Origin of the sequence: Beijerinckia mobilis, from assembly GCF_000745425.1 — a bacterium.
Classification (GTDB): Bacteria; Pseudomonadota; Alphaproteobacteria; order Rhizobiales; family Beijerinckiaceae; genus Beijerinckia; species Beijerinckia mobilis.
In genome coordinates, this window is sequence record NZ_JQJH01000009.1 from 1 (window position 1) to 20,130 (window position 20,130).

Consider the following 20,130-nt stretch of genomic DNA (forward strand, 5'->3'; position numbering starts at 1 on the left):
CGCATCGCCTGCGGGCACGACCTTGTAGAGATCGTTCTGCTTGAGAACCACCGCATTGATGCCGGTCAGCGCCGATTCCAGCAACCGCACGAGATATTTGCGCGGAACCGGCCGTGACGATGTCAGGCTGAGCTGCCCGTTGATGCGCGGATCGATGACGTAATTGGTGTGAAGAACATCGCCAAGGATCGTCTTGACGACGGTGACCGCGTCGGCATTCTCGAAATTCAGCTGATACCCATTAGGGTCCGCCACGGCGTCGCCGGCGGTCTCGTCTCTGACTTGCGCCTCGGCATTGCCGACGACACTGCCGCGCACGATCGTCGGCCTCGGTGCCGCCCCGAGAGCGGAGGACGCACCGCCCGCTTCCTGCGAGCCGGACCGGGCCGCAAGATCCTGCGCGCCAAGACCGTGAGCCTGATCGAAGGCCGAGGGAATCTCCGGGCCGCCGACTGAATTGCATCCCGTAAGGGTCGCGGAAAGAGTCGCAGCGAGAGTCAGAAAGAGCGCAGCCTGAACCTGTGGGAAACCGGCACGACTTTGCGTAAAACTCTTCCAGACTTTGTCCAGCCCGCCCCTTAAACTCGAAAAGGCGTGCCAGCGCTTTGTGGAAGCAAAGGCTTTCACTTCGACTCCTGCATGTCGTTCGTTGCTGATCATTATAAATTATTGTTTATTGCTGTTCATGATCGTCAAAATTCCTGCACACGGATTTTTTATACGCGTGATCCTTATTTCTATGAACTCAAGCTAGACGCAAGCTGACCTCATAGACTTCTACACTCATCCGGTTCCAGGAGTTGCTACGGCAGTGATTCCACTTCATCGCTGGATAGGCTTCTCAAAAAAGAACACATATCGAGAAGTACGCGCCGCAGCGAATTTTATTACACAGGTACAGTTCCTGTCTCGATAGTAGAACCAAGCTTGGGCTGGTCATTTATTTTTGCATAATGTCAAACTTATGAAGGCAACTGACGAAACAGGATTTTTAACCGGTGTCTTTCTCCGATCCGGCCGCAATAAAGGCGCGCCCAATCCCGATGAACAGCTCCATGAAAACAATGCATCCGATTTGAATCCCTCGTAACCGTCTCCGTTCGGATCGCTCCTCTCGAAGAATTGGCCCGCACGAGGCCGGTTGCGGTTGTTTCCCGGACTGAATTGATCACAATTCCGTCGTGATAATGCCGTTCGGTCTTAAGCAGAACTTGCTCGGTGAGCGTGAAATTATCTCCGGGCTTTGCCGATGGTCCATGATGATGAAGTCAGACGAAGCCCAAAACACATTTCCCATCAAGAATTATGACAAAAGCCCTGAACTCTCGAGGCTCGGTCTGGCCGATCTGCGCGCGATGCATTCGCTGGCGGCGCAATTTTCCCCGGTCTTCCTGCGTGAAACCGGATTGTTTCCGTTTCGCGATGAAAAACATGTGATCTGGATCGCCACCGCCGATCCTTCGGCGATAGAGCCAATTGATGCCTTGCGTTTGACCTTGGGCGGCGACGTCATGCTAGTCACCGCAGCCCGCGAGGATATCGAGACCGTTCTCGAACTTGTGGCGGCTGGCCCGGGAGAAGAGGAAGAGCGGGACGAGGAAGCGCAAAATCCTGATCTCACCGCCGATGATGCGGAGAGCCTGCGCGATCTTGCCAGTGGCGCGCCCGTCGTGCAGGCTCTGGATCAGATTTTCGAACGCGCGGTAAGCTGGCGCGGCACCGATATCCATATCGAGCCGCTCAAGCGGGATTTGCGCGTTCGCATTCGGGTCGACGGCATTTTGCGCGTTTTGCCGATGAATCAGAATATTTCAGCGCGGGCGCTGGTCTCGCGCGTCAAAATCCTGAGCGGGCTGAATATTGCTGAACATCGCCTGCCGCAGGACGGAAGGGCGCGCATGCAGGTCCGTGGCCGTGAGTTCGACCTGCGCGTCGCGACCATGCCGACAATGGGCGGCGAAGCCGCGATTCTGCGTTTGCTGGAGCGCAACTCCAAACTCGTTACCTTCGACAAGATAGGTTTCAACGCCCGTGACGAGGCGGTCCTGCGCCGCCAGCTCGCGCGGCCACATGGCCTGCTCATCGTGACCGGGCCGACCGGTAGCGGCAAGACGACGACCCTTGCCGCCAGTATCGCGGAAATGAACGATGCGAGCCGGAAAATTCTGACGATCGAGGATCCTGTCGAATATGAAATTCCCGGCATCAGCCAGTCACAGGTCCGTTCCGCAATCGGCCTGACCTTCGCGAGCGCGCTGCGCGCCTTTTTGCGCCAGGATCCCGATGTCATCATGGTCGGCGAGATTCGCGACGGAGAAACGGCCAGCATCGCTTTGCAGGCGGCGCTCACGGGCCATCTGGTGCTCAGCACATTGCATACGAATAGCGCGGCGGCGGCATTGAATCGTCTGACCGATCTCGGTGTCGAGCCGTTTCTCGTCGCCTCCACGCTGACGGCGGTCATCGCCCAACGACTCGCCCGCATGCTCTGCCCGGATTGCAAGAAAGCGGCGCCGCTGACGCAGGCTGATCTCGATGCGGACCCGCGTCTCACCGGATTCGGTTTCGAGAAGGGGATGATCCTGCACCATGCTGTCGGCTGCGATCGCTGTGCGCATACCGGCTACCGCGGTCGCAGCGCCCTGTTCGAGGTGCTGGAAATCACCGAGGAGGTCCGCCGGCTGATTCTGAATGGAGAGGATGAGGGGAGCATTGTCGCGACCGCCCGGAGCCAAGGCATGCAGACCATGCTGGACGATGGTCTTGCGCGTTGCCGCCAGGGTTTCACCACCATCGATGAAGTTTTCCGTGTCGTGGCGCAATCCTGAAACAGCTGCATCTGGAAGGTTCGGCCCGCAGGCTGACAAAACCGTGAACGGGATCTTTCAACTTCCGTCATGATCGTACAGCAAGACCATGGCTAATCAGGCGAAATCTTGCGTGGCGACCTCCGGACTGTGATCCAGCCTGATGTTCGAGAGAGGAAATTAAGTGTTTCACTTGCTCGGCGCGGTCTGCAGGTCGGGAGGGAGGAACCTTAGAGCGTTTCGGATATATCCAGAAACGCTCCACTCAGAAAATGCCCTAGAGCCATTATCTCGTAACAAGTTCGGAACGGCAGGCGTAATATCCAGGTAGATGGCTTACGATTTATCGTGAGCCATGGTGTTCGGTGAAACTGCGCCGCCCTGCGTAGCAGGTGCCGAAAGGCGATGAGTCAGGCTTCGCGCCTTTTGTTATAAGCAGGAAATCCTGCTTTCCTTGCCAATTGACCCGGCATTTCGGCCCGATATCGGATGATGGGATTGTGACGGTCTATCGCTACAAGGCACTGGCGCTTGACGGGCGCGCCATCGAGGAAGAACGGGAACTCCCGGATCTCGCTGCTGTTCGCCGCGAGCTCGAGCGGCGTGGCCTGGTGCTTGTCAGCCACCGGGAGGTTCAGTCCAAAAGCGAACTCTTCTCATTTTCCGCCTCGGTAAAGCCGGCCGCCGTCACCTCATTTCTTAATGAGCTCGCGCTCTTGCTGCGCAGCGGTCTGCCTCTCATCGAGGCCCTCGATCTTTCTCTTCCGGGTTTGCCGAAGCCGCTCGCACGTGCCGTGACCAGCGTGCGCGGCGCCTTGCTTGAAGGCAAGAGTTTCTCGCAGGCGCTTCGGCAGCGGCAGGACGTTTTTGGACCGCTTTTGCCGGCGCTTGCGGAAGTCGCGGAAACCATCGGCGATCTCGATGGCATGCTGGCCTCCGTCGCCAAGCAGCGTGCGAGTGACCAGGCACTTGCCGACAAAGTCTCGGGCGCATTGCGCTACCCGGCTTTTCTCACGGTTTCGGCTGTTCTCGTTCTTTTGTTCTTCCTCCTGCAGGTCATCCCGCAATTTGACGGGGTCGTTTCCGAGGGGGCAGGGGATCCGGGTGTCCTTGTCTCGACCGTTTTCGGCATGTCCCATTGGCTGGTCGAGCGAGAGGAATGGCTGATGTACGGGGTTCCGGTCTTCATCGCCATGGGATTCCTGTTTTCGCGCAGCGTGCGTATGAAAACGGCGATCGCCAGTTTCTGCACGCGTTTGCCGATCATTCGCGGGCTTGCCGAAATGCGGCGGACGGCGGTGTTTTTTTCAACGCTCGCAATTCTCGTTCGTCAGGGCGTGCCGATGACGGAAAGTCTTCGCGTCATCGAAAATTGCCTGGGCGTCACCGTCAAACAGCGCTTCGCGCTGATCGGCGACGCCGTTCGGCAAGGCAAACGCCTCCACGAGGCCGTCGCTTCAGTCGCGCTGCTGCCGCCGGTCGCCTTGAGAATGCTCAGGATCGGCGAGGAAACAGGTGAATTGGCCAAGGTCTCGGCCGAGGCTGGAGCGCTCTATACGCTGAAACTCGAACAAAATCTGGTGCGTTTGACTGATATTATCGGTCCTGCAGCGATTCTGTTCATTGCCGGAATGATTGGCGCGATGATGGCGGCCATTATGTCGACCATCGTTGGTATCGATCAGATGGCGACATGATCCGGGCGTCGACTATCGCGGCCACGAACGATGGAAGACAATAAGACGATGCGCCGGCCTTTCTACGGAAGAGCCAACGGAATGAACCGCTATGTTTTTGTAAATACTAAAAATCTGCTGAAAGATCATATCCGCATTGGAGTTTGTTCTATATAGCTTGGTAAACAGGAATTCTTGGATGTCGAAGCTCGGACATTGAACGACCGGGCACGATTGATAGAGGTGATTGATAGGGCATCGGCTAGATAAGCCGTGACAGGTCCAGGGCGAGCGCATTGCAACCCTGGCTTGATTTCCACTGTCAAGCGATCGACATCATCTTCGACCAAGAGAGGTCCTCTGCTTTGGATCGCCTCGCCGATGATCCACCCGGCACGCCCCTCGGATCTTGGGCGAAGTAGCGTGGAATTGCTCCTCTTTCGTATGGACTGCTTGAACTGATGGACCTCCTGATGACGATAAAAGGTTTTAGCCAGCTACCCTTGTTCCGAAATGTCCTGACGACACGCAGAACGCTTTCGAAACTCGAATTGCGCCGCAAAAGCCGGCATTCCGAGGCGGGTTTCACACTTGTCGAAATGCTTGTCGTGCTGGCGATCATCGGCCTGCTGGTTGGCCTCGTCGCGCCGCGTGTTCTCGGCCAATTGTCCGAAGCGAAAGTGAAGACAGCGCATATTCAGATCGAGAGTTTCAAGAATGCCCTGGATCTCTATTTCATCGATGCGGGGCGCTATCCGACGACGAATGAAGGATTGACGGCTCTTGCCGTCCAACCGCCGGGCGTCACCAGCTGGAACGGCCCCTATCTCAAGGGCACTGGCGTTCCGCGTGACCCCTGGAACCATGCTTATCTGTATCGCTCGCCTGGCGCGAATGGACGACCCTATGACATCGTTTCGCTTGGACCGAGTGGCCATGAAGGCTCTACCGAACCCGGCAACGGAGCCGTGACCAGTTGGTGAAAACAACGCGGCCTCATCTGATAGCAAGTCTCAATGAGCATGACTCATTGAGACTTGACCCTCGGAGACTTGGCCCCCGCGACGGCCTACGGCCGAATCCCCTTGATCCCAACCTATTGGGATCAAGGAGACTTGGTATGAGAGACGATAAAGAGGCGGGTTTCGTCCTGCTTGAGATCGTGGCAGCCATGGCGATTGCCGGGATGCTGTTTGCTCTGGTGATGCCGTGGATCGTGCAAAGGACGTCGACCTTGCCTCTCGAAGCTCTTTTGGCGCGTACAGAGGCGACGTTGAGGGATACGAGATCGGCCGCCTTACTGGCGAATAGACCGGCAGCGGTTCAGTTCGAACCACAGGTCCGGCGTTTGAGTGGCAGAAGCGACAGCGTGATCTTTCCTGCCGATCTCGCGGTCACCATGACGACGGGCGGCGGCTGTGATCAAAGCGGGCGCAACGTGACTCTGATTTTTCAACCCGATGGGAGCAATTGCGGCGCCATCATCAAATTTCAGCATGGGCGCCGTGTCGTCCGTTTGCGCGTCAATGGCCTGACCGGAGCGGTGGATATCAGGAATGGGGAAGTTGCGGCGAGCCGATGAGGGCGATCGCACGGGGCTGGTCCGAGACCGCAATTTTCTCGGAGGGCGATTGTCTTTCAAACGGAAGGTTTCCGGCGGCTTCACCCTGCTTGAGGCGTTGGCCGCTCTGGCTATCGCCGCTATTTGTCTTGGCGTTCTCACGCGCGGTTTCATCGCGGCGCGCGCTTCGGCTGGGATTGGAGAGACCACCTTGCGTGGCATGATGGTCGCGCGGATTCTCGCAACGGAATGGCGCGATAACCGCCTGACTGCGCGCTCAGGCGTCAGGGACGGCTTTCGCTACCAAATCAATATTCGATCGGTTCGTCTGCGCACTCTTCCTTCGGCTTTTCCGCCGATCCCGCAATCCTCGCAACAGGATGCGAATGAGCGCAAGCCTCCTCCGCCCGATGCCGAGAATGGATCGCCACGGCTTCCCGTTGACGATAAGGGCAAGCCGATCATCAACCGGCTTCAAGCCGTCATTCAGATTACTGCTCCCAACAGACGCACTCTGCATTATGCGACCATCAAGCTTGAAACGCCTCATTGATGATCCGGCAGCGGCCAAGGTTTTGTTCCGCGGCTGGAAGCCAGTGGGAACAAGGCAACACTGCCGTAACAGGGCGGCATTCCGGCACGCTGCGAGTGGTGGGTTCACGCTCGTCGAAACGATCGTCGCATTGGCCCTGGGGGCCCTGCTGCTGTCCTTCGTCATTCCGAATCTCAATTACACGATGATTCATTGGCGCAGAGGCCAGGGGGCATCGGACTGGCAGGACCAGTGGATGCAGGCCATCATGCGGTTGACCCAGGAGCTCGATGAAGCGCTGCCTTTAATGGTGGGTGACGGAGATGCGCAAAAACTGGCGTTCAACGGCAATGCGCAATCCTTGACCTTCGTGCGGCTCACGCGCGGCGTAACCGGCGAGCAAAAACTGAAAACCATTCATATTTCGGTCGAACATGATGATGACGGCGATAAATTGCGGCAGAGCGCACAAACGTTCGATGCCGAGCATTTCTCCGATTCACAGGATCAGTCGGGTGGGATGGTCCTGTTCGAAGGTCCCTATCAGCTGAGCTTCAAGTTGGTGGAAGCGCCGGAGCCCTCAAACAGCGAAAAAAGACCACCGGTGCCAAACGAGGATGGCCCCCAGCGCGATGGATCAAGGCCCGATGCTCCAAGAGGGGATCGCGCGAGGCCGAATGGACCGCCACTCGGCCGGCAGGAATTGCCGCAGCGTATCGTCCTCAGCGCTATACCCGCTGCGCCCGGCATCAAATCGATGCCGCCACTCGTGTTGCCGATCGTGGCGCGCCGGCCCATGAAGCGCGCCGAAAACGGGCAGGACTCGCAGAACGGTCAAGATCAGCCGCCGGCACCCTGATTGCCCAGGGAAAAGGCGGTTTCGGCACGATGCCTAAGGGCAGGAGGATCGCCATGAAGATTTGCGTGAGAGGTTAGTACGGCGCGGAAATGGAGGCCTGGTACGATATAGCTGCGTCAATTTGTAGCAACTACCAAATTTTTTAATAAACCTTGCGCATGCGTTGAAATCAGGGCATGCTTATCTACATAATAGAGCGTTAAGCTCAGTTAGAGTCTGCCAGTAAGACAGATAATAAAATTTCAATACTGTTCGACAGAAGAACTTCCAAAGTTTTCGTCGTTTCACCATCCAGGGAGGATAGCGAATGACAGTCGCGCGCATACTCGCGACCAAAGGACGTGGCGTCATTGGTGTGCAGCCGCACCGGACCTTGCTCGAAGTCAGCGAAATTTTGACCAAAAATAAGATTGGTGCTGTGGTCGTCACCGACGCCCAAAGCCATCTTCTCGGCATTATTTCAGAACGTGATATCGTCAAGGCCATCAGCCGGCGGGGCCCGGAATCCCTACACGATGCGGTTTCCCTGCACATGACTTCGCAGGTCGTCACCATCACCGAGGATGAAACCGTCCACGACATTGTCAGCAAGATGAGCCGGGGACGTTTCCGTCATCTTCCCGTGCTGATGAGTGGTCGCCTCTGTGGCCTCGTTTCCATCGGCGACGCGGTAAAATACCGTCTCGAAGAAATGGAAAAAGAAAAGAACGCGATCCTCGAATATATCGCGATGGCGTAAAAATTCCCGCCGCCGAATGTACGTCATTCGGCGTCGGGCCAGGATTTTCGGAAAGGAATTCGGCGCGGGACATCCCGCCTGAAGAGTACGTGGAACGATCCTTCTTTATTCTTCAAACACCAGCCGAGCCCCATTTTCATCGGCAATGACACGCCGATAAAAACAGCTTCTGCGTCCTGTGTGACATGCACCTCCGTCACCCCCCGGCACGACGCTCAGAAGAATCGCATCCTGATCACAATCAGTATGAATGGCGTGGATCTTCTGGATCTGGCCCGAGGTATCGCCTTTGTGCCAAAGGGTTTGGCGCGAGCGTGACCAATAATAGGCCTCACCAGTATCGAGACTCAGCCGCAATGATTCTGCATTCATATGCGCAAGCATCAGGATTTTGCCGTCACGGGCGTCCAGAGTCACACAGGTTATCAGCCCATCCTTGTCGAATCGCGGCGCAAAAGCCGATCCTTCTTCCAGCTCCGTCTTGGTTTCGGCAATGGGAAAATCGGCTGCCTGCATCGTCGCAAAACCCGCTTTGGAAATTTGCCGGAAAATCCCCGTCTTTGCGAAGGCATGCCGGCAGTCAAAAATATCGGAATGGCCCCCGGCAGGGGCCTTCTACCTCTGATGCTGCAAGTGGTTTAGATGAATCCGCGAGGCTCCATCAGGAAATGGCGCAACGGGCATCAGCAAAAGCCGAGAGCGTTTCGAACATATCCGGAAACAGTCCGCTAAAAACGCCAGAGCATTCTCACGGTAATGGAATCGCGTAGCGATTCCATGTGATTGGAAAATGCTTTCGGTTTCGGATCAGACTTTACCCTGGCGGACCATTCCAAAGAAACGGACCTGTTCGGCGGGATCATCACGGAAAACGCCAGTAAATTGCGTCGTCAGCGTGGAAGTTCCGTGTTTCTGCACGCCGCGCATCGACATGCACATATGTTCGGCTTCCAGCATGATGGCGCAGCCGCGCGGCTGCAGATGCTCGTCGATGGCGCCTATGATCTGCGCCGTCAAAGCTTCCTGAGTCTGCAGCCTTTTGGCGTAAATATCCACGAGGCGCGCCAGCTTGGAAAGGCCGATAACCCCAGCCTCGGATGGATAATAGGCGATATGAGCAACGCCGAAGAACGGCACCATATGGTGTTCGCAATGAGAGGAAAACGGGATATCCCGCACCAGCACGATATTGTCGTAGCCATGCACTTCCTCGAAAACCCGGGAAAGCACGTCCGACGCATCGGCCTCATAGCCTGAAAAGAATTCTTCAAATGCCTTGACGACGCGTTTGGGCGTATCGCGCAGTCCCTCCCGGGAGGGATCATCTCCCGTCCAACGCAGGAGAACACGGACGGCAGCCTCGGCCTCTTCACGAGTCGGGCGGGCAAGGGCAGGTTTGGTCAAGGAAGAATTCGTCTGCTCAAGTAAGGACTTAACCACGTCATCCATGTGGTGCCTCCGTAAATGAGGGAAGGGCCCTGCCGTTTCGATCCAGGCATCGTGGCAGGATAATGCGGGCCTGGGATGGTATTTGCTAGGGATTTCGAACCGAAAAATTCGGGAGCTCGTTCGCCGGTTTCTCAAACCCTATATAGGATAGGTTCCTGGCCGTCACCTGAACCGAAGTGGAATCGATGCTGACCAATATTTACAACCAACAGATTCTCGATCTAGCAGGGAACATACCAAGGCTGGGGCGGCTTGAGTCACCGGACGCGACGGCCAAGGCACATTCCAAACTCTGCGGCTCGACGATCGTCGTCGATCTCAAGATGCAGGACGGCAAGGTGACCGATTTTGCGCATGACGTCAAAGCTTGCGCTCTCAGTCAGGCGGCGGCTTCGCTCATGGCGCGCAACATTCTCGGTTCGACGGGGCCGGAATTGCGGGCTCTGCGGGAGACGATGCGGGCGATGTTGAAAGCCAATGGCACACCACCCGAGGGCAAGTGGGCGGATTTCGGTGTTTTGGAACCGGTGCGCGATTTCAAGGCGCGGCACACGTCCACATTGCTGACTTTTGAGGCTGTCGTCGATTGTCTTAACCAGATCGAAGCGGCTGAAAGAAATTCCGGGACGCAAAATTCAGCCGCGGCAAATCCAGGTTAGACCGCATCCGAAGCGTCCTGAACCGAAGGGCAGGGCGCATCTCAACCGGAGCTTTAATGCTTCACAGGCGCGTTTGCATCCCGGACGGGTTTAGCTCACGCACCTCGCCCGCATCACAATAACAAGTTCAGAAATCGAAACCGATGGAATGGGCCGCCTGCTTCAGATCGAACGTATAGGCGATGATGCCGCCGGTCGTCCATTGATTGCTCGAACCGAGACGATTGGGGATCGGGCTGTCGGCTGCGCTTCCCATAAGGCGGTTATAGCCGCCGAACAGGTTGAAGCTCCACGTCGGCGTGAACTGATATTTTACCGAAAGCATGGTGCCGAGCGAAGCCAGTCCGCCATTCGCCTGATAGGGATAGACGCGGCCGTTCAATTGCGCTTCCCAGGGGGTCACCGAGAAAAAGGCGCGCATGAAAGTGTTGTTGCCGAACGCGAGACGGGGGCCGATCGATGCCGTCCATGGGCCGGAACGATAGACATAATCGATCATGACGTCGGCGACGAGGCCATTATGACCATTCACACCCTGTCGGACCTCGGCGCGTGTCCGCAGGAAATCGGCGAGCCATAATTCGCCAAAACCGCCGATTTCGAAAGTCCAGCCGATATCATGGATGCCATAGAAATTCGCATTGCCGTTGCCGAGCGACCGTTGCTCCCGCACGCGGGCAACCGGACCAAAGGCGACCGTCCCATTATTGAAGAGGGCAACGTCGAAACCATCATCCGGGGCATAGAAAGGGTCGGTTTTTCCCCACCCGAAATGGGCTGTCGGGACGGCGCGGAAACCTTTCGATCCCGGAAAGGATGGCATCATTTCAGGCCCGATACCGAGCGTGACATAAATGCTGTCAGCACTTTCCTGAGCAGCGGGCTTGGGCGGCGCGACATCCGCCGCGGAAGCGTTCCCGACTCCAGCCAGGAGGACAATGATCGCTGAGCCCAGGAATTTGCATAACGACACGGCAAGCACTCTAATCGTAAAGATTCGTCACGCAGCGCACTATGATCCCTTGAGCTGGGCAAAACCAGTGCATAATTGCAACAGGTTATGGTGATCCATTTCGAGAATCATTCGGGCCTTCCCAAGCAGGGCCTATCAATCGCTGCCTTGTTTGGGCGCCGCTGATGGAGACAGGAATGGATTGCGGATGCGGAAACCATGGGCACGAGCCGCTTTCACCCGCTCGCCCAGCGGTGTTTCTGCTGCGAAAGCTGCTGCGCCTTTATCAGCTCACACTTTCCTCACTCATCGGGCGCCAATGCCGGCATTTGCCGACCTGCTCCGCTTATATGGACGAGGCCTTGGCGCGGCATGGCTTGTGGGTCGGTTTATTCATGGGCCTCGCCCGCCTCTCACGGTGCCATCCATGGGGGACGGCGGGATTTGATCCGGTCCCGGAGCTATACGATAAGCGCATATCAGCCTTTCAGCCATGGCGGCATGGACGATGGTTTTTTGCGCCGAAGCCGGTGAAGAATTGCGGGATTGGGGACGAATCCGGAAGATCGTCCTGATGGATCTAAAGAACATTATTATTTTCAAATGGATATGTTTAATATCGAAAGAAGAGGGTCATCTGAATGAGCAGGATTTTACCTGCCATAATCCTTAAAGAAAACAGTATAACTTATTAATAATAATATATAAAATGTGAATTAATCTAATAACTTGACAATAATTGTAGAATTTATAGGGTTATGAGACTGATCCCTATCAATGGTGGTTCATGCTGCAGTTCCCAATTCGTCGTCGGCGCAATTCCCTCCGGGCCATGTTCGTTTGCCTCAGTGCTTTCGCTGCAACCTGTGCAGCCCAGGCTGAAACGGCTCTTTTAAATGTTTCCTATGATCCGACCCGGGAGCTCTATAGGGCCATCAATGAGGCGTTCATCGGAGATTGGAAGGCGAAAACCGGAGAAACCGTCACTGTCCGCGCCTCTCATGGCGGTTCGGGCGCGCAGGCACGCGCCGTCATCGACGGTCTCGATGCTGATGTCGTTACTCTCGCTCTCGCCGCCGATATCGACGCGATAGCCGCCAAGACGGGAAAACTGCCGGCCAATTGGCAAAGCCGGCTTCCGCATAATTCGACTCCTTATACTTCGACGATCATTTTCCTCGTCCGCAAGGGAAATCCAAAAGGTATCAAGGACTGGAACGATCTCGTGAAGCCGGGCATCTCGGTCATCACGCCAAACCCCAAAACCTCCGGGGGGGCGCGGTGGAATTATCTCGCCGCCTGGGGTTATGCGAACAAGGCTTTCGACGGCGACGAATCCAAGATACGCGCCTTCGTCGGTGCGCTTTATCGGAATGTTCCCGTGCTCGATACGGGTGCGCGGGGTTCGACCATCAGTTTCGCCCAGCGGGGCCTGGGTGACGTGCTGATCTCATGGGAGAATGACGCTTATCTGGCCAGCGAAGAATTCGGCAAGGATAAGTTCGATATCGTCGTTCCTTCCATTTCGGTCCTTGCTGAACCACCGGTCGCCCTGGTTGACGGCAATGTCGATCGCAAGGGGACGCGGAAGGTGGCGGAAGCCTATCTTAACTTCCTCTATCAGCCGAAGGCGCAGGCGCTCATCGCCAAGAATTTCTATCATCCTGTCGATCCGTCAGCGGCGGCTCCGGAGGATCTCGCGAAACTCGCCAAGCCGGCGACGCTGGTGACGGTCGACAAGGATTTCGGCGGTTGGACCAACGCGCAGAAAACCCATTTCGCTGATGGTGGTATTTTCGATCAGATCTACGCCAGACACTGATCGCCTATTCCTGAGCCTGTGAAGCACGACCTGTTGATACCCCGATGATCCGTTTGCCATATTGCCTTCAGAGTGATCGTGATAGCCTTCACGGGCCGGTCGCCCTCTCTCTGATGGGCAGCAGTTGGTCGAGCATGACGCATCCTCATCGATCCCCGGATCGATCTTTGGACCGGAGGGTGCGCAACTTTGTCGTCGAGGTTTTACCGCTTGAATTCGTGATGGCCCGCGAGAGGTCTTCAACCAGAACCAGGCGTGCTCAATGAGACTTGTTATATGAGCGGGCGATCGCCGCCGATCTTTCCAACGATGCCGTCTCCGCCCGGCATCGTTTTTTGTGAGATTCCATCATGACGCAAGCCAATTCCCGTAAGGCCGACCACCCGGTCGATTCCGTTTTCCTCGAGCGATGGTCGCCGCGCGCCTTCAGTCCGGAGGCGCTCCCGGAACAGGATTTGCGCACCATCTTCGAAGCGGCCCGTTGGGCACCTTCCGCTTATAATTCACAGCCTTGGCGTTTCATCTTCGCGCGGCATGGAACACCGGAATTCGACAAGATTTTGGGGCTGCTCATAGAGTTCAACCAGTCCTGGGCAAAGAATGCGCCGATCCTGGCAATTCTTCTCTCGAAGAAGACTTTCGTTCCGCCGGGCAAGACAGAGCCGGTTGCCATGCATAGCCATTCCGCCGATGCGGGCGCTGCTTGGGGGTTTCTCGCCTTGCAGGCGACGAAACTCGGTTATGCTGTCCATGCCATGACCGGTTTCGATATTCCGCGCACCGCGGTGGAATTCGAAATCCCCGATGATTATCAGGTGGAGCTTGCCTTCGTGCTTGGCCGGCGCGCCGATAAATCCATTCTGCCGGAAGCCTTGCAGGCGCGAGAAACGCCGAGCCCGCGCAATCCTCAATCGGTCTATGTGTTCGAAGGCGCGTTCAAGCCCGAATAAGCGGGGATGGGAGTTTTCCGACTCCCATCCCTTTTTGAACGAAAGGTCAGGCGGCGAGAGCCGCTACCGCCGGTTTCAGCTCGAGCTTGAGGCTTTCCGCCACGGCGGGGTGAGTCAATTGGCCGCGGTGGATATTGAGGCCGGATAAAAGACCTGGATGTTTGACTATGCCTTTGATGCCACCGGCCGCAAGCGCCAGCCCATAGGGCAGGGTGGCGTTGTTCAGCGCATGGCTTGACGTATAGGGGACTGCGCCGGGCATATTCGCCACGCAATAATGGACAATCCCATCGACGATATAGGTCGGGGCGGCATGGGTGGTCGCATGCGATGTCTCGAAACATCCGCCCTGGTCGATGGCGACATCGACCATGACTGCGCCCTGCTTCATCGTTTTGAGCATTGCCTTCGTTACGAGTTTTGGCGCGCTTGCGCCCGGCACGAGAACCGCGCCGATGACGACATCGGCGGTCTGGACTTCTTCCTCGATGGCCGTCGTCGAAGCAAAACGCGTCTTGGCACGGCCCTGAAAGAGCTCGTCGAGCTGCCGCAAACGGGGCAGTGAACGGTCGAGAATCGTCACTTCGGCGCCGACGCCTGCCGCCATGCGCGCCGCATGGGTGCCGACCACGCCGCCGCCAAGAACGAGAACCTTGGCTGGCAGGACGCCCGGTACGCCGCCAAGAAGCATGCCGCGCCCGCCGCTGTGGCGCTGTAGCGCCGAACCCGCGGCTTCGACAGCCAGACGCCCGGCGACTTCGCTCATCGGCGCCAGCAAGGGCAGGCTCACGCCATCGGGACCAACAACCGTCTCATAGGCGACCGCCGTCACGCCTGAAGCGAGGAGCCCCTTGGCCTGTTCCGGATCGGGCGCGAGGTGCAGATAAGTGAAAAGAATCTGGTTCTCGCGCAGTTTGATCCATTCGGAAGGTTGCGGCTCCTTGACCTTGACCACCATCTCGGCCTTGGCGAAAACCTCATCGGCGTTGGGGACGATTTTGGCGCCGGCCGCTTCATAGGCGGCATCCGTCGCATTGATGCCGGCTCCGGCGCCGGTCTCGACGATGACGTGATTGCCTGCCGCCACGAATTCGCGCACCGCCTCCGGCGTAAGACCAACGCGATATTCATGCACTTTGATCTCTTTTGGCACTCCGACCAGCATGTTCCGCACTCCCTTCGCTCTGAGGCTTTTCCCGCGCCTCGAATGCGTGCCATGATAGGAGGCAATTGGCGCAATTTGTGATCTTATTTCCCCTGATAATGTTGATTTTTGCTCGAAAATTGCGTCAGATGCGGAGATCACGCTGGAATCATGCATCGATGGATTTGGACCGTTTCGACCGCGCGATCCTCACCGCCCTCGTCGATGATGCACGCCTCAGTATCGTCGATCTCGCGCCACGTATTGGCCTTTCGGCAAGCGCCTGCGCGCGCCGGCTTAAGGCTTTGGAGGAACAGGGGATCGTCAAGGGCTATCATGTAGCGCTTGATCCGCATCGGATGGGCTACAAGATGACGGTGCTGGTGAGGGTGACGCTCGACAGCCAGCGCGAAAACGCCCTCGAAGCCTTCGAACATGCGGTCCGGCGTTCGCCATCCGTCATGCGGTGCCATCTTTTATCGGGGAGCGCCGATTATCTTTTGACGCTTCTCTGCCGCGACATGGAAGATTTCGAGGTCATCTATCGGACCGAATTATCGCGACTGCCGCATATCGCCCGTCTTGAATCAAGCTTCGCCATGCGCGATGTCGTGGATCGGCTTTATTCACCCTCCATGCTCGCGCCTCCGGCGCCACCACCCGCAAAACGTCGGCCGGTGTGACCATGGTAAGCGCCATCTTCGGTCACTGCGAAACGAGAGTCAGTCTGGCTGTTCGTCAAACCATGTTAAACTTTTATGAAACGCTTGAAACGGTGCTGTTCGTCACTCTGATGTCATCAAACATGATGAGGGTCGCGCCGACCCATTCGCGCCAATTCCGGATTGGAATTCCACCGGTCCGGTGAAGCCCTTTCTTAATAGACGCGGGTTCGGAAGCAGCCAGAGATCCGAAGCTTCATCCTGCAGGAGAATCGCTGTGAGCACTGAGACCGAAGGACAGGGTAACGATACCAATCCCTCCGCCAAAGGCCCCGCGTCATCGCAACACGATGGAAGCACGGCATCCTCTGTGTCGGCCAAAGCGGTCTCTGATCCCAAACCCCTTGCTGACAAGTCGCTTGCCGACAAGCCACTCGCGGTTTCGAAACCCGCAGACCCCAGACCCGCTTCGAAGGTGGGGAGCAAGGCGGCTGCTGTGCACGGCAAGGCTGCCGTTGAAAAAGCCGGCGACGAGGCTGCGCAAAGCAGTGCTTCGATCGATGACAAGCATGATGATCCGACGAGCGAGACTCCTGCCGCGGCCATCCCTGTCATGGACGAATTGGGTGAAATCGCCGATTCCCCGGCGGAGCTGGCGCAATCGCCGCTGCGCTTCATCAATCGGGAATTATCCTGGCTCGAATTCAATCGCCGCGTCCTGCAGGAAGCCTCGAACCGCAACCATCCCTTGCTTGAGCAATTACGCTTCCTCTCGATTTCCGCGAACAATCTCGATGAATTCTTCATGGTCCGTGTCGCCGGTCTGCGCGGGCAGATGCGGGAAGGGGTCTCGGCGCCGTCACAGGACGGTCTGACGCCGGCCGAGCAGCTCAGCAAAATCCGCGAGAGAGTCATGTTGCTCGCCACGGAACAGCAGCGTCGCTGGCGAGAATTGCGCCATGAGCTCAAAGGGCAACATATCCACCTCATAGAGGCGCAAGAGCTCAGCAAGGCGGAGCGCAACTGGCTCGAGCAATATTTCCTCGTCCATATTTTCCCGGTGCTGACGCCGCTCGCCGTCGATCCGGCGCATCCTTTCCCCTTCATCCCCAATTTCGGTTTCACGATCGCGCTTGAGCTGATCCATCCGGGCGGCAACAAGACGTTGCACGCGCTCATTCGCCTGCCGTTGAAGGTCCAGCGCTTTATCCATCTGCCAGATAATCTCGGCGAGGCGGGACAGCGTTTCATCGCGCTTGAAAGCGTGATCGGCCTCTTCACCGAGAGCCTGTTCCCGCGTTATCAAGTGCATGGTCATGGTGTCTTCCGCGTCGTGCGCGACAGCGATCTCGAAGTCGAGGAAGAGGCGGAAGATCTCGTTCGGCTCTTCGAGAGCGCGCTGAAAAGACGCCGGCTCGGCTCCGTGATCCACCTTGAATGCGACAGTCTCATGCCCGAAGGGCTGCGGAATTTCGTTGCGGCGGAACTCGACGTCCTGTCGGAAGAGATTTCCATCGTCGACGGCATGCTTGCCCTCAACGAATTATCGGAACTCGTGAGCCTCGACCGGCCGGATCTCAAATTTCCTCCCTATACCCCGCGTTTTCCCGAACGCGTGCGCGATAATGGCGGCGATTGCCTTCTCGCCATCCGCCAGAAGGATCTGATCGTCCATCACCCTTACGAATCCTTCGACGTGGTGGTGCAGTTCCTCAATCAGGCTGCTGCCGATCCGAATGTGGTCGCCATCAAACAGACACTTTACCGCACCTCTTCGGACAGCCCGATCGTCCGGGCGTTGATCGAGGCCGCGGAGGCCGGCAAATCGGTGACGGCTCTCGTCGAACTCAAGGCACGTTTCGACGAGGCGGCGAACATCCGCTGGGCGCGTGATCTGGAACGCGCCGGCGCCCAGGTCGTCTTCGGCTTTATCGAATTGAAGACGCATGGCAAATTATCGATGGTCGTGCGCAAGGAAGGCAGTGGGCTCATGACCTATTGCCACATCGGCACTGGTAATTATCATCCGATCACCGCGAAGATTTATACGGACGTCTCATTGTTCACCGCCGATGAGGCGATTGGTCGCGACGTCGCCCGGATCTTCAATTTCATCACCGGCTATGTGGAGCCTGTCGGCCTTGAGCGTATGTCAGTCTCGCCGATCAATCTCAAACAACGGCTGCTTCAACATATCGCGGAGGAAATCGCCTTCGTGAAGGCCGGCAAACCGGGCTCGATATGGGGCAAGTGCAACGCGCTGGTCGATCCCGAGATCATCGATGCGCTTTATGCGGCGAGCCAGGCCGGCGTCAGCGTCGATCTCGTCGTGCGCGGCATCTGCTGCCTGCGCCCTGGCGTTCCAGGTCTGTCCGAGAACATCCGGGTCAAATCGATCATCGGACGCTTTCTGGAACATGCCCGCATCTATTGTTTCGGTGGCGGCTATGCGCTGCCGCATCCGAAATCCTACGTCTATATTTCCTCGGCCGACCTCATGCCGCGCAATCTCGACCGCCGTGTCGAGACCCTGATGCCCATTCTCAATCCCACTGTGCATGAGCAGGTGCTCGATCAGATCATGGTCGCAAATCTCATCGACAATCAGCAAAGCTATCGTGTATTGCCTGACGGATCGAGCATGCGGATAACGCCGCGCAAGGGCGAAGAACTCTTCAACGCCCATTCCTACTTTATGACAAACCCGAGTCTCTCAGGCCGTGGCAAATCCCTCAAAGAATCAAGTCCGAAATCACTCTACAAAAAGCTCGAAAAGTATTCGTGATCTGATGCAGCCGCCGCCCCGGCCTCCCATTCTCGCTACCGTTTCCGAGCGGCCGGTGGCGATCGTCGATATCGGGTCGAATTCGGTCCGTCTGGTCGTTTATGAGCATCTGTCGCGTTCTCCCCGCACGATTTTCAACGAAAAATCCATGTGCGGCCTCGGCAATGGCGTCATCACGACCGGAAAACTCTCAAAAAGCGGCGTGGAAAAAGCCTTGATGGCGCTACGCCGCTTCCGTGTCCTGTGCGGCATTATGGAAGTTGGCGAAATCCACGTGCTGGCGACGGCGGCAGCGCGCGATGCCAGCAATGGCGCCGAATTTCTCGCCGCGGCGACAGAGGCGATCGCCGCACCCATCACGCTTCTGTCTGGCAGCCGCGAGGCGGAATTATCCGCTCAGGGCGTGCTTTCGGGGATTTCCAAGCCCGATGGCATCGTCGGTGATCTCGGTGGCGGCTCTCTCGAACTGGTCGATGTCAAACATCATGACATCGGTCGTGGCGCGACCCTGCCGCTTGGCGGCCTGGCCCTGATGGATGCCTCGAACCAGAATCCGCGCGAGGCCGTGAAGATCGCGCGCGCTCATCTCGCCAAATGCAAGATTCTCGACCATCTCGAGGGCCGGACCTTCTATGCCGTCGGCGGCACCTGGCGCGCGCTCGCCAAGCTGCATATGGGCCAGCATAATTATCCTTTGAACATCATGCACGGCTATACGATCTCGGCGCGTGATGCGTCCGATCTCGCAAGTCTTGTCGAGAAGGTGAATACGGATACGCTGGTTTCGATTGAATCGGTGAATGCGGCGCGCCGCCCCTTGCTTGCCTATGGCGCCGTGGTGCTCGACGAAATCATCCGAAAGGGTAACCCCAAGAAGGTCATGATTTCGACGACGGGCGTGCGTGAAGGGCTGATCTATGAAAAGCTCGACGGTAAGTCGCGCCATCTCGATCCCTTGCTCGTCGCGGCGGAGGAGTTCAATACTCTCCTGTCACGCTCTCCTCGCCACGCCGAGGAATTATGCGACTGGACCGATGTTTTCGCCCAATCCATGCCCATGGATGAAAACGATACGGAACAACGCCTGCGCCAGGCGGCTTGCCTGCTGAGTGATGTCAACTGGCGCGCCCATCCGGATTATCGCGGCGAGGAAAGTCTCAATCTCGTCGTTAATGGATCCTTCATCGGCATCGATCATCCGGGCCGTGCCTTTTTGATCCTGACGGCTTCCTATCGTTATCTAGGGCTTGAGGAAGATGTGAACCCGCATCTGCGTGGTCTCGTCTCGTCGCGTCTGCTCGACAAAGCACGCACGCTTGCTGGAGTGATGCGCGTCGCGACTGTCATTACCGGTTCCATGGGCGGAATATTGCCCCGCACTTCACTTACCTGCGTCAAGAGCAAGGTAGTCCTGAGTCTGCCGGGTGATCTGGTCGATCTCGTGAGCGAGCGCCTTCAAAATCGTCTGAAGCAATTGTCCAGGCTGATCGGCCGCGAACCGCAGATCGAAATCAAAGGGTAATGGCCCGATCT

Annotated in this window: 18 protein-coding genes and 1 pseudogene; 14 read left to right on the forward strand and 5 right to left on the reverse strand. The window is 57.1% G+C overall.

Annotation, left to right across the window (positions count from 1 at the left end; translation table 11 throughout):
* Positions 1 to 627: pseudogene (locus DL88_RS08595) on the reverse strand (hypothetical protein); the annotation flags it as partial.
* Between the two features lie 629 nt (positions 628 to 1,256).
* Here DL88_RS08595 and DL88_RS08600 point away from each other — a divergent pair.
* The 7 genes from DL88_RS08600 to DL88_RS08630 all read left to right on the forward strand — a co-directional run bounded on the left by DL88_RS08600 (position 1,257) and on the right by DL88_RS08630 (position 8,174).
* Entirely contained in the window at positions 1,257 to 2,828 is a 1,572-nt protein-coding gene (locus DL88_RS08600; protein ID WP_084705067.1) for a GspE/PulE family protein, read from the forward strand.
* 479 nt (positions 2,829 to 3,307) lie between these two features.
* Complete coding sequence (locus DL88_RS08605; RefSeq protein WP_169741549.1) at positions 3,308 to 4,504, forward strand: type II secretion system F family protein; 1,197 nt, start codon at positions 3,308 to 3,310, stop codon at positions 4,502 to 4,504.
* Between the two features lie 452 nt (positions 4,505 to 4,956).
* The gene (gene gspG / locus DL88_RS08610) at positions 4,957 to 5,466 is read left to right on the forward strand and encodes a type II secretion system major pseudopilin GspG (RefSeq protein WP_245270715.1); all 510 of its coding nucleotides are present in this window, start codon (positions 4,957 to 4,959) and stop codon (positions 5,464 to 5,466) included.
* Between the two features lie 137 nt (positions 5,467 to 5,603).
* The gene (locus DL88_RS08615; protein ID WP_034994771.1) at positions 5,604 to 6,065 is read left to right on the forward strand and encodes a hypothetical protein; all 462 of its coding nucleotides are present in this window, start codon (positions 5,604 to 5,606) and stop codon (positions 6,063 to 6,065) included.
* A gap of 49 nt (positions 6,066 to 6,114) precedes the next feature.
* The gene (locus tag DL88_RS08620; RefSeq protein ID WP_169741550.1) at positions 6,115 to 6,597 is read left to right on the forward strand and encodes a prepilin-type N-terminal cleavage/methylation domain-containing protein; all 483 of its coding nucleotides are present in this window, start codon (positions 6,115 to 6,117) and stop codon (positions 6,595 to 6,597) included.
* Entirely contained in the window at positions 6,581 to 7,435 is an 855-nt protein-coding gene (locus tag DL88_RS08625; protein WP_034994777.1) for a prepilin-type N-terminal cleavage/methylation domain-containing protein, read from the forward strand. Before DL88_RS08620 ends, DL88_RS08625 begins: the two co-directional genes overlap by 17 nt.
* A 307-nt stretch (positions 7,436 to 7,742) precedes the next feature.
* Positions 7,743 to 8,174 carry a CBS domain-containing protein gene (locus DL88_RS08630; protein ID WP_034994779.1) on the forward strand — a complete coding sequence of 144 codons (432 nt, stop codon included), beginning with the start codon at positions 7,743 to 7,745 and terminating at the stop codon, positions 8,172 to 8,174.
* 105 nt (positions 8,175 to 8,279) lie between these two features.
* On the opposite strand, the gene hisI is transcribed toward DL88_RS08630, so the two are convergent.
* A complete protein-coding gene (gene hisI / locus DL88_RS08635) occupies positions 8,280 to 8,690 on the reverse strand; it encodes a phosphoribosyl-AMP cyclohydrolase (protein ID WP_034994782.1) in 411 nt (136 codons plus the stop codon).
* A gap of 291 nt (positions 8,691 to 8,981) precedes the next feature.
* On the reverse strand, positions 8,982 to 9,623 hold the full coding sequence (gene folE, locus DL88_RS08640; protein ID WP_034994784.1) for a GTP cyclohydrolase I FolE: 642 nt from the start codon (positions 9,621 to 9,623) through the stop codon (positions 8,982 to 8,984).
* Positions 9,624 to 9,808: 185 nt separating this feature from the next.
* Between folE and DL88_RS08645 the strand changes: the two genes are divergently transcribed.
* On the forward strand, positions 9,809 to 10,282 hold the full coding sequence (locus DL88_RS08645; protein WP_034995064.1) for an iron-sulfur cluster assembly scaffold protein: 474 nt from the start codon (positions 9,809 to 9,811) through the stop codon (positions 10,280 to 10,282).
* A gap of 127 nt (positions 10,283 to 10,409) precedes the next feature.
* Here the strand turns inward: DL88_RS08645 and DL88_RS08650 are convergent, their stop codons facing one another.
* On the reverse strand, positions 10,410 to 11,255 hold the full coding sequence (locus tag DL88_RS08650; protein WP_156971010.1) for a MipA/OmpV family protein: 846 nt from the start codon (positions 11,253 to 11,255) through the stop codon (positions 10,410 to 10,412).
* A 176-nt stretch (positions 11,256 to 11,431) separates the two neighbouring features.
* Between DL88_RS08650 and yidD the strand changes: the two genes are divergently transcribed.
* From yidD to DL88_RS08665, 3 genes are all read left to right on the forward strand, one after another.
* Positions 11,432 to 11,809 carry a membrane protein insertion efficiency factor YidD gene (gene yidD / locus DL88_RS19850; protein WP_084705071.1) on the forward strand — a complete coding sequence of 126 codons (378 nt, stop codon included), beginning with the start codon at positions 11,432 to 11,434 and terminating at the stop codon, positions 11,807 to 11,809.
* 212 nt (positions 11,810 to 12,021) lie between these two features.
* The gene (locus tag DL88_RS08660; RefSeq protein WP_034994791.1) at positions 12,022 to 13,056 is read left to right on the forward strand and encodes a sulfate ABC transporter substrate-binding protein; all 1,035 of its coding nucleotides are present in this window, start codon (positions 12,022 to 12,024) and stop codon (positions 13,054 to 13,056) included.
* A gap of 350 nt (positions 13,057 to 13,406) precedes the next feature.
* Entirely contained in the window at positions 13,407 to 14,006 is a 600-nt protein-coding gene (locus DL88_RS08665) for a nitroreductase family protein (RefSeq protein ID WP_034994793.1), read from the forward strand.
* A gap of 46 nt (positions 14,007 to 14,052) precedes the next feature.
* On the opposite strand, the gene ald is transcribed toward DL88_RS08665, so the two are convergent.
* Positions 14,053 to 15,171: an alanine dehydrogenase gene (gene ald, locus DL88_RS08670; RefSeq protein WP_034994795.1), complete on the reverse strand. Its 1,119-nt coding sequence runs from the start codon at positions 15,169 to 15,171 to the stop codon at positions 14,053 to 14,055.
* A gap of 158 nt (positions 15,172 to 15,329) precedes the next feature.
* Here ald and DL88_RS08675 point away from each other — a divergent pair, with 158 nt between their 5' ends.
* The 3 genes from DL88_RS08675 to ppx all read left to right on the forward strand — a co-directional run bounded on the left by DL88_RS08675 (position 15,330) and on the right by ppx (position 20,119).
* The gene (locus DL88_RS08675) at positions 15,330 to 15,833 is read left to right on the forward strand and encodes an Lrp/AsnC family transcriptional regulator (RefSeq protein WP_034994799.1); all 504 of its coding nucleotides are present in this window, start codon (positions 15,330 to 15,332) and stop codon (positions 15,831 to 15,833) included.
* A gap of 592 nt (positions 15,834 to 16,425) precedes the next feature.
* Positions 16,426 to 18,597 carry an RNA degradosome polyphosphate kinase gene (locus tag DL88_RS08680; RefSeq protein ID WP_034995069.1) on the forward strand — a complete coding sequence of 724 codons (2,172 nt, stop codon included), beginning with the start codon at positions 16,426 to 16,428 and terminating at the stop codon, positions 18,595 to 18,597.
* A gap of 4 nt (positions 18,598 to 18,601) precedes the next feature.
* Complete coding sequence (gene ppx / locus DL88_RS08685; protein WP_051955773.1) at positions 18,602 to 20,119, forward strand: exopolyphosphatase; 1,518 nt, start codon at positions 18,602 to 18,604, stop codon at positions 20,117 to 20,119.
* Positions 20,120 to 20,130 lie beyond the last annotated feature (11 nt).

Coding starts and splice junctions, on each gene's coding strand:
- DL88_RS08600 (WP_084705067.1), top strand. CDS start 1,257: ATGATGATGAAGTCAGACGAAGCCCAAAACACATTTCCCATCAAGAAT.
- gspG (WP_245270715.1), top strand. CDS start 4,957: ATGACGATAAAAGGTTTTAGCCAGCTACCCTTGTTCCGAAATGTCCTG.
- DL88_RS08615 (WP_034994771.1), top strand. CDS start 5,604: ATGAGAGACGATAAAGAGGCGGGTTTCGTCCTGCTTGAGATCGTGGCA.
- DL88_RS08630 (WP_034994779.1), top strand. CDS start 7,743: ATGACAGTCGCGCGCATACTCGCGACCAAAGGACGTGGCGTCATTGGT.
- hisI (WP_034994782.1), bottom strand. CDS start 8,690: ATGCAGGCAGCCGATTTTCCCATTGCCGAAACCAAGACGGAGCTGGAA.
- folE (WP_034994784.1), bottom strand. CDS start 9,623: ATGGATGACGTGGTTAAGTCCTTACTTGAGCAGACGAATTCTTCCTTG.
- DL88_RS08645 (WP_034995064.1), top strand. CDS start 9,809: ATGCTGACCAATATTTACAACCAACAGATTCTCGATCTAGCAGGGAAC.
- yidD (WP_084705071.1), top strand. CDS start 11,432: ATGGATTGCGGATGCGGAAACCATGGGCACGAGCCGCTTTCACCCGCT.
- DL88_RS08660 (WP_034994791.1), top strand. CDS start 12,022: ATGCTGCAGTTCCCAATTCGTCGTCGGCGCAATTCCCTCCGGGCCATG.
- DL88_RS08665 (WP_034994793.1), top strand. CDS start 13,407: ATGACGCAAGCCAATTCCCGTAAGGCCGACCACCCGGTCGATTCCGTT.
- ald (WP_034994795.1), bottom strand. CDS start 15,171: ATGCTGGTCGGAGTGCCAAAAGAGATCAAAGTGCATGAATATCGCGTT.
- DL88_RS08675 (WP_034994799.1), top strand. CDS start 15,330: ATGGATTTGGACCGTTTCGACCGCGCGATCCTCACCGCCCTCGTCGAT.
- DL88_RS08680 (WP_034995069.1), top strand. CDS start 16,426: ATGGACGAATTGGGTGAAATCGCCGATTCCCCGGCGGAGCTGGCGCAA.
- ppx (WP_051955773.1), top strand. CDS start 18,602: ATGCAGCCGCCGCCCCGGCCTCCCATTCTCGCTACCGTTTCCGAGCGG.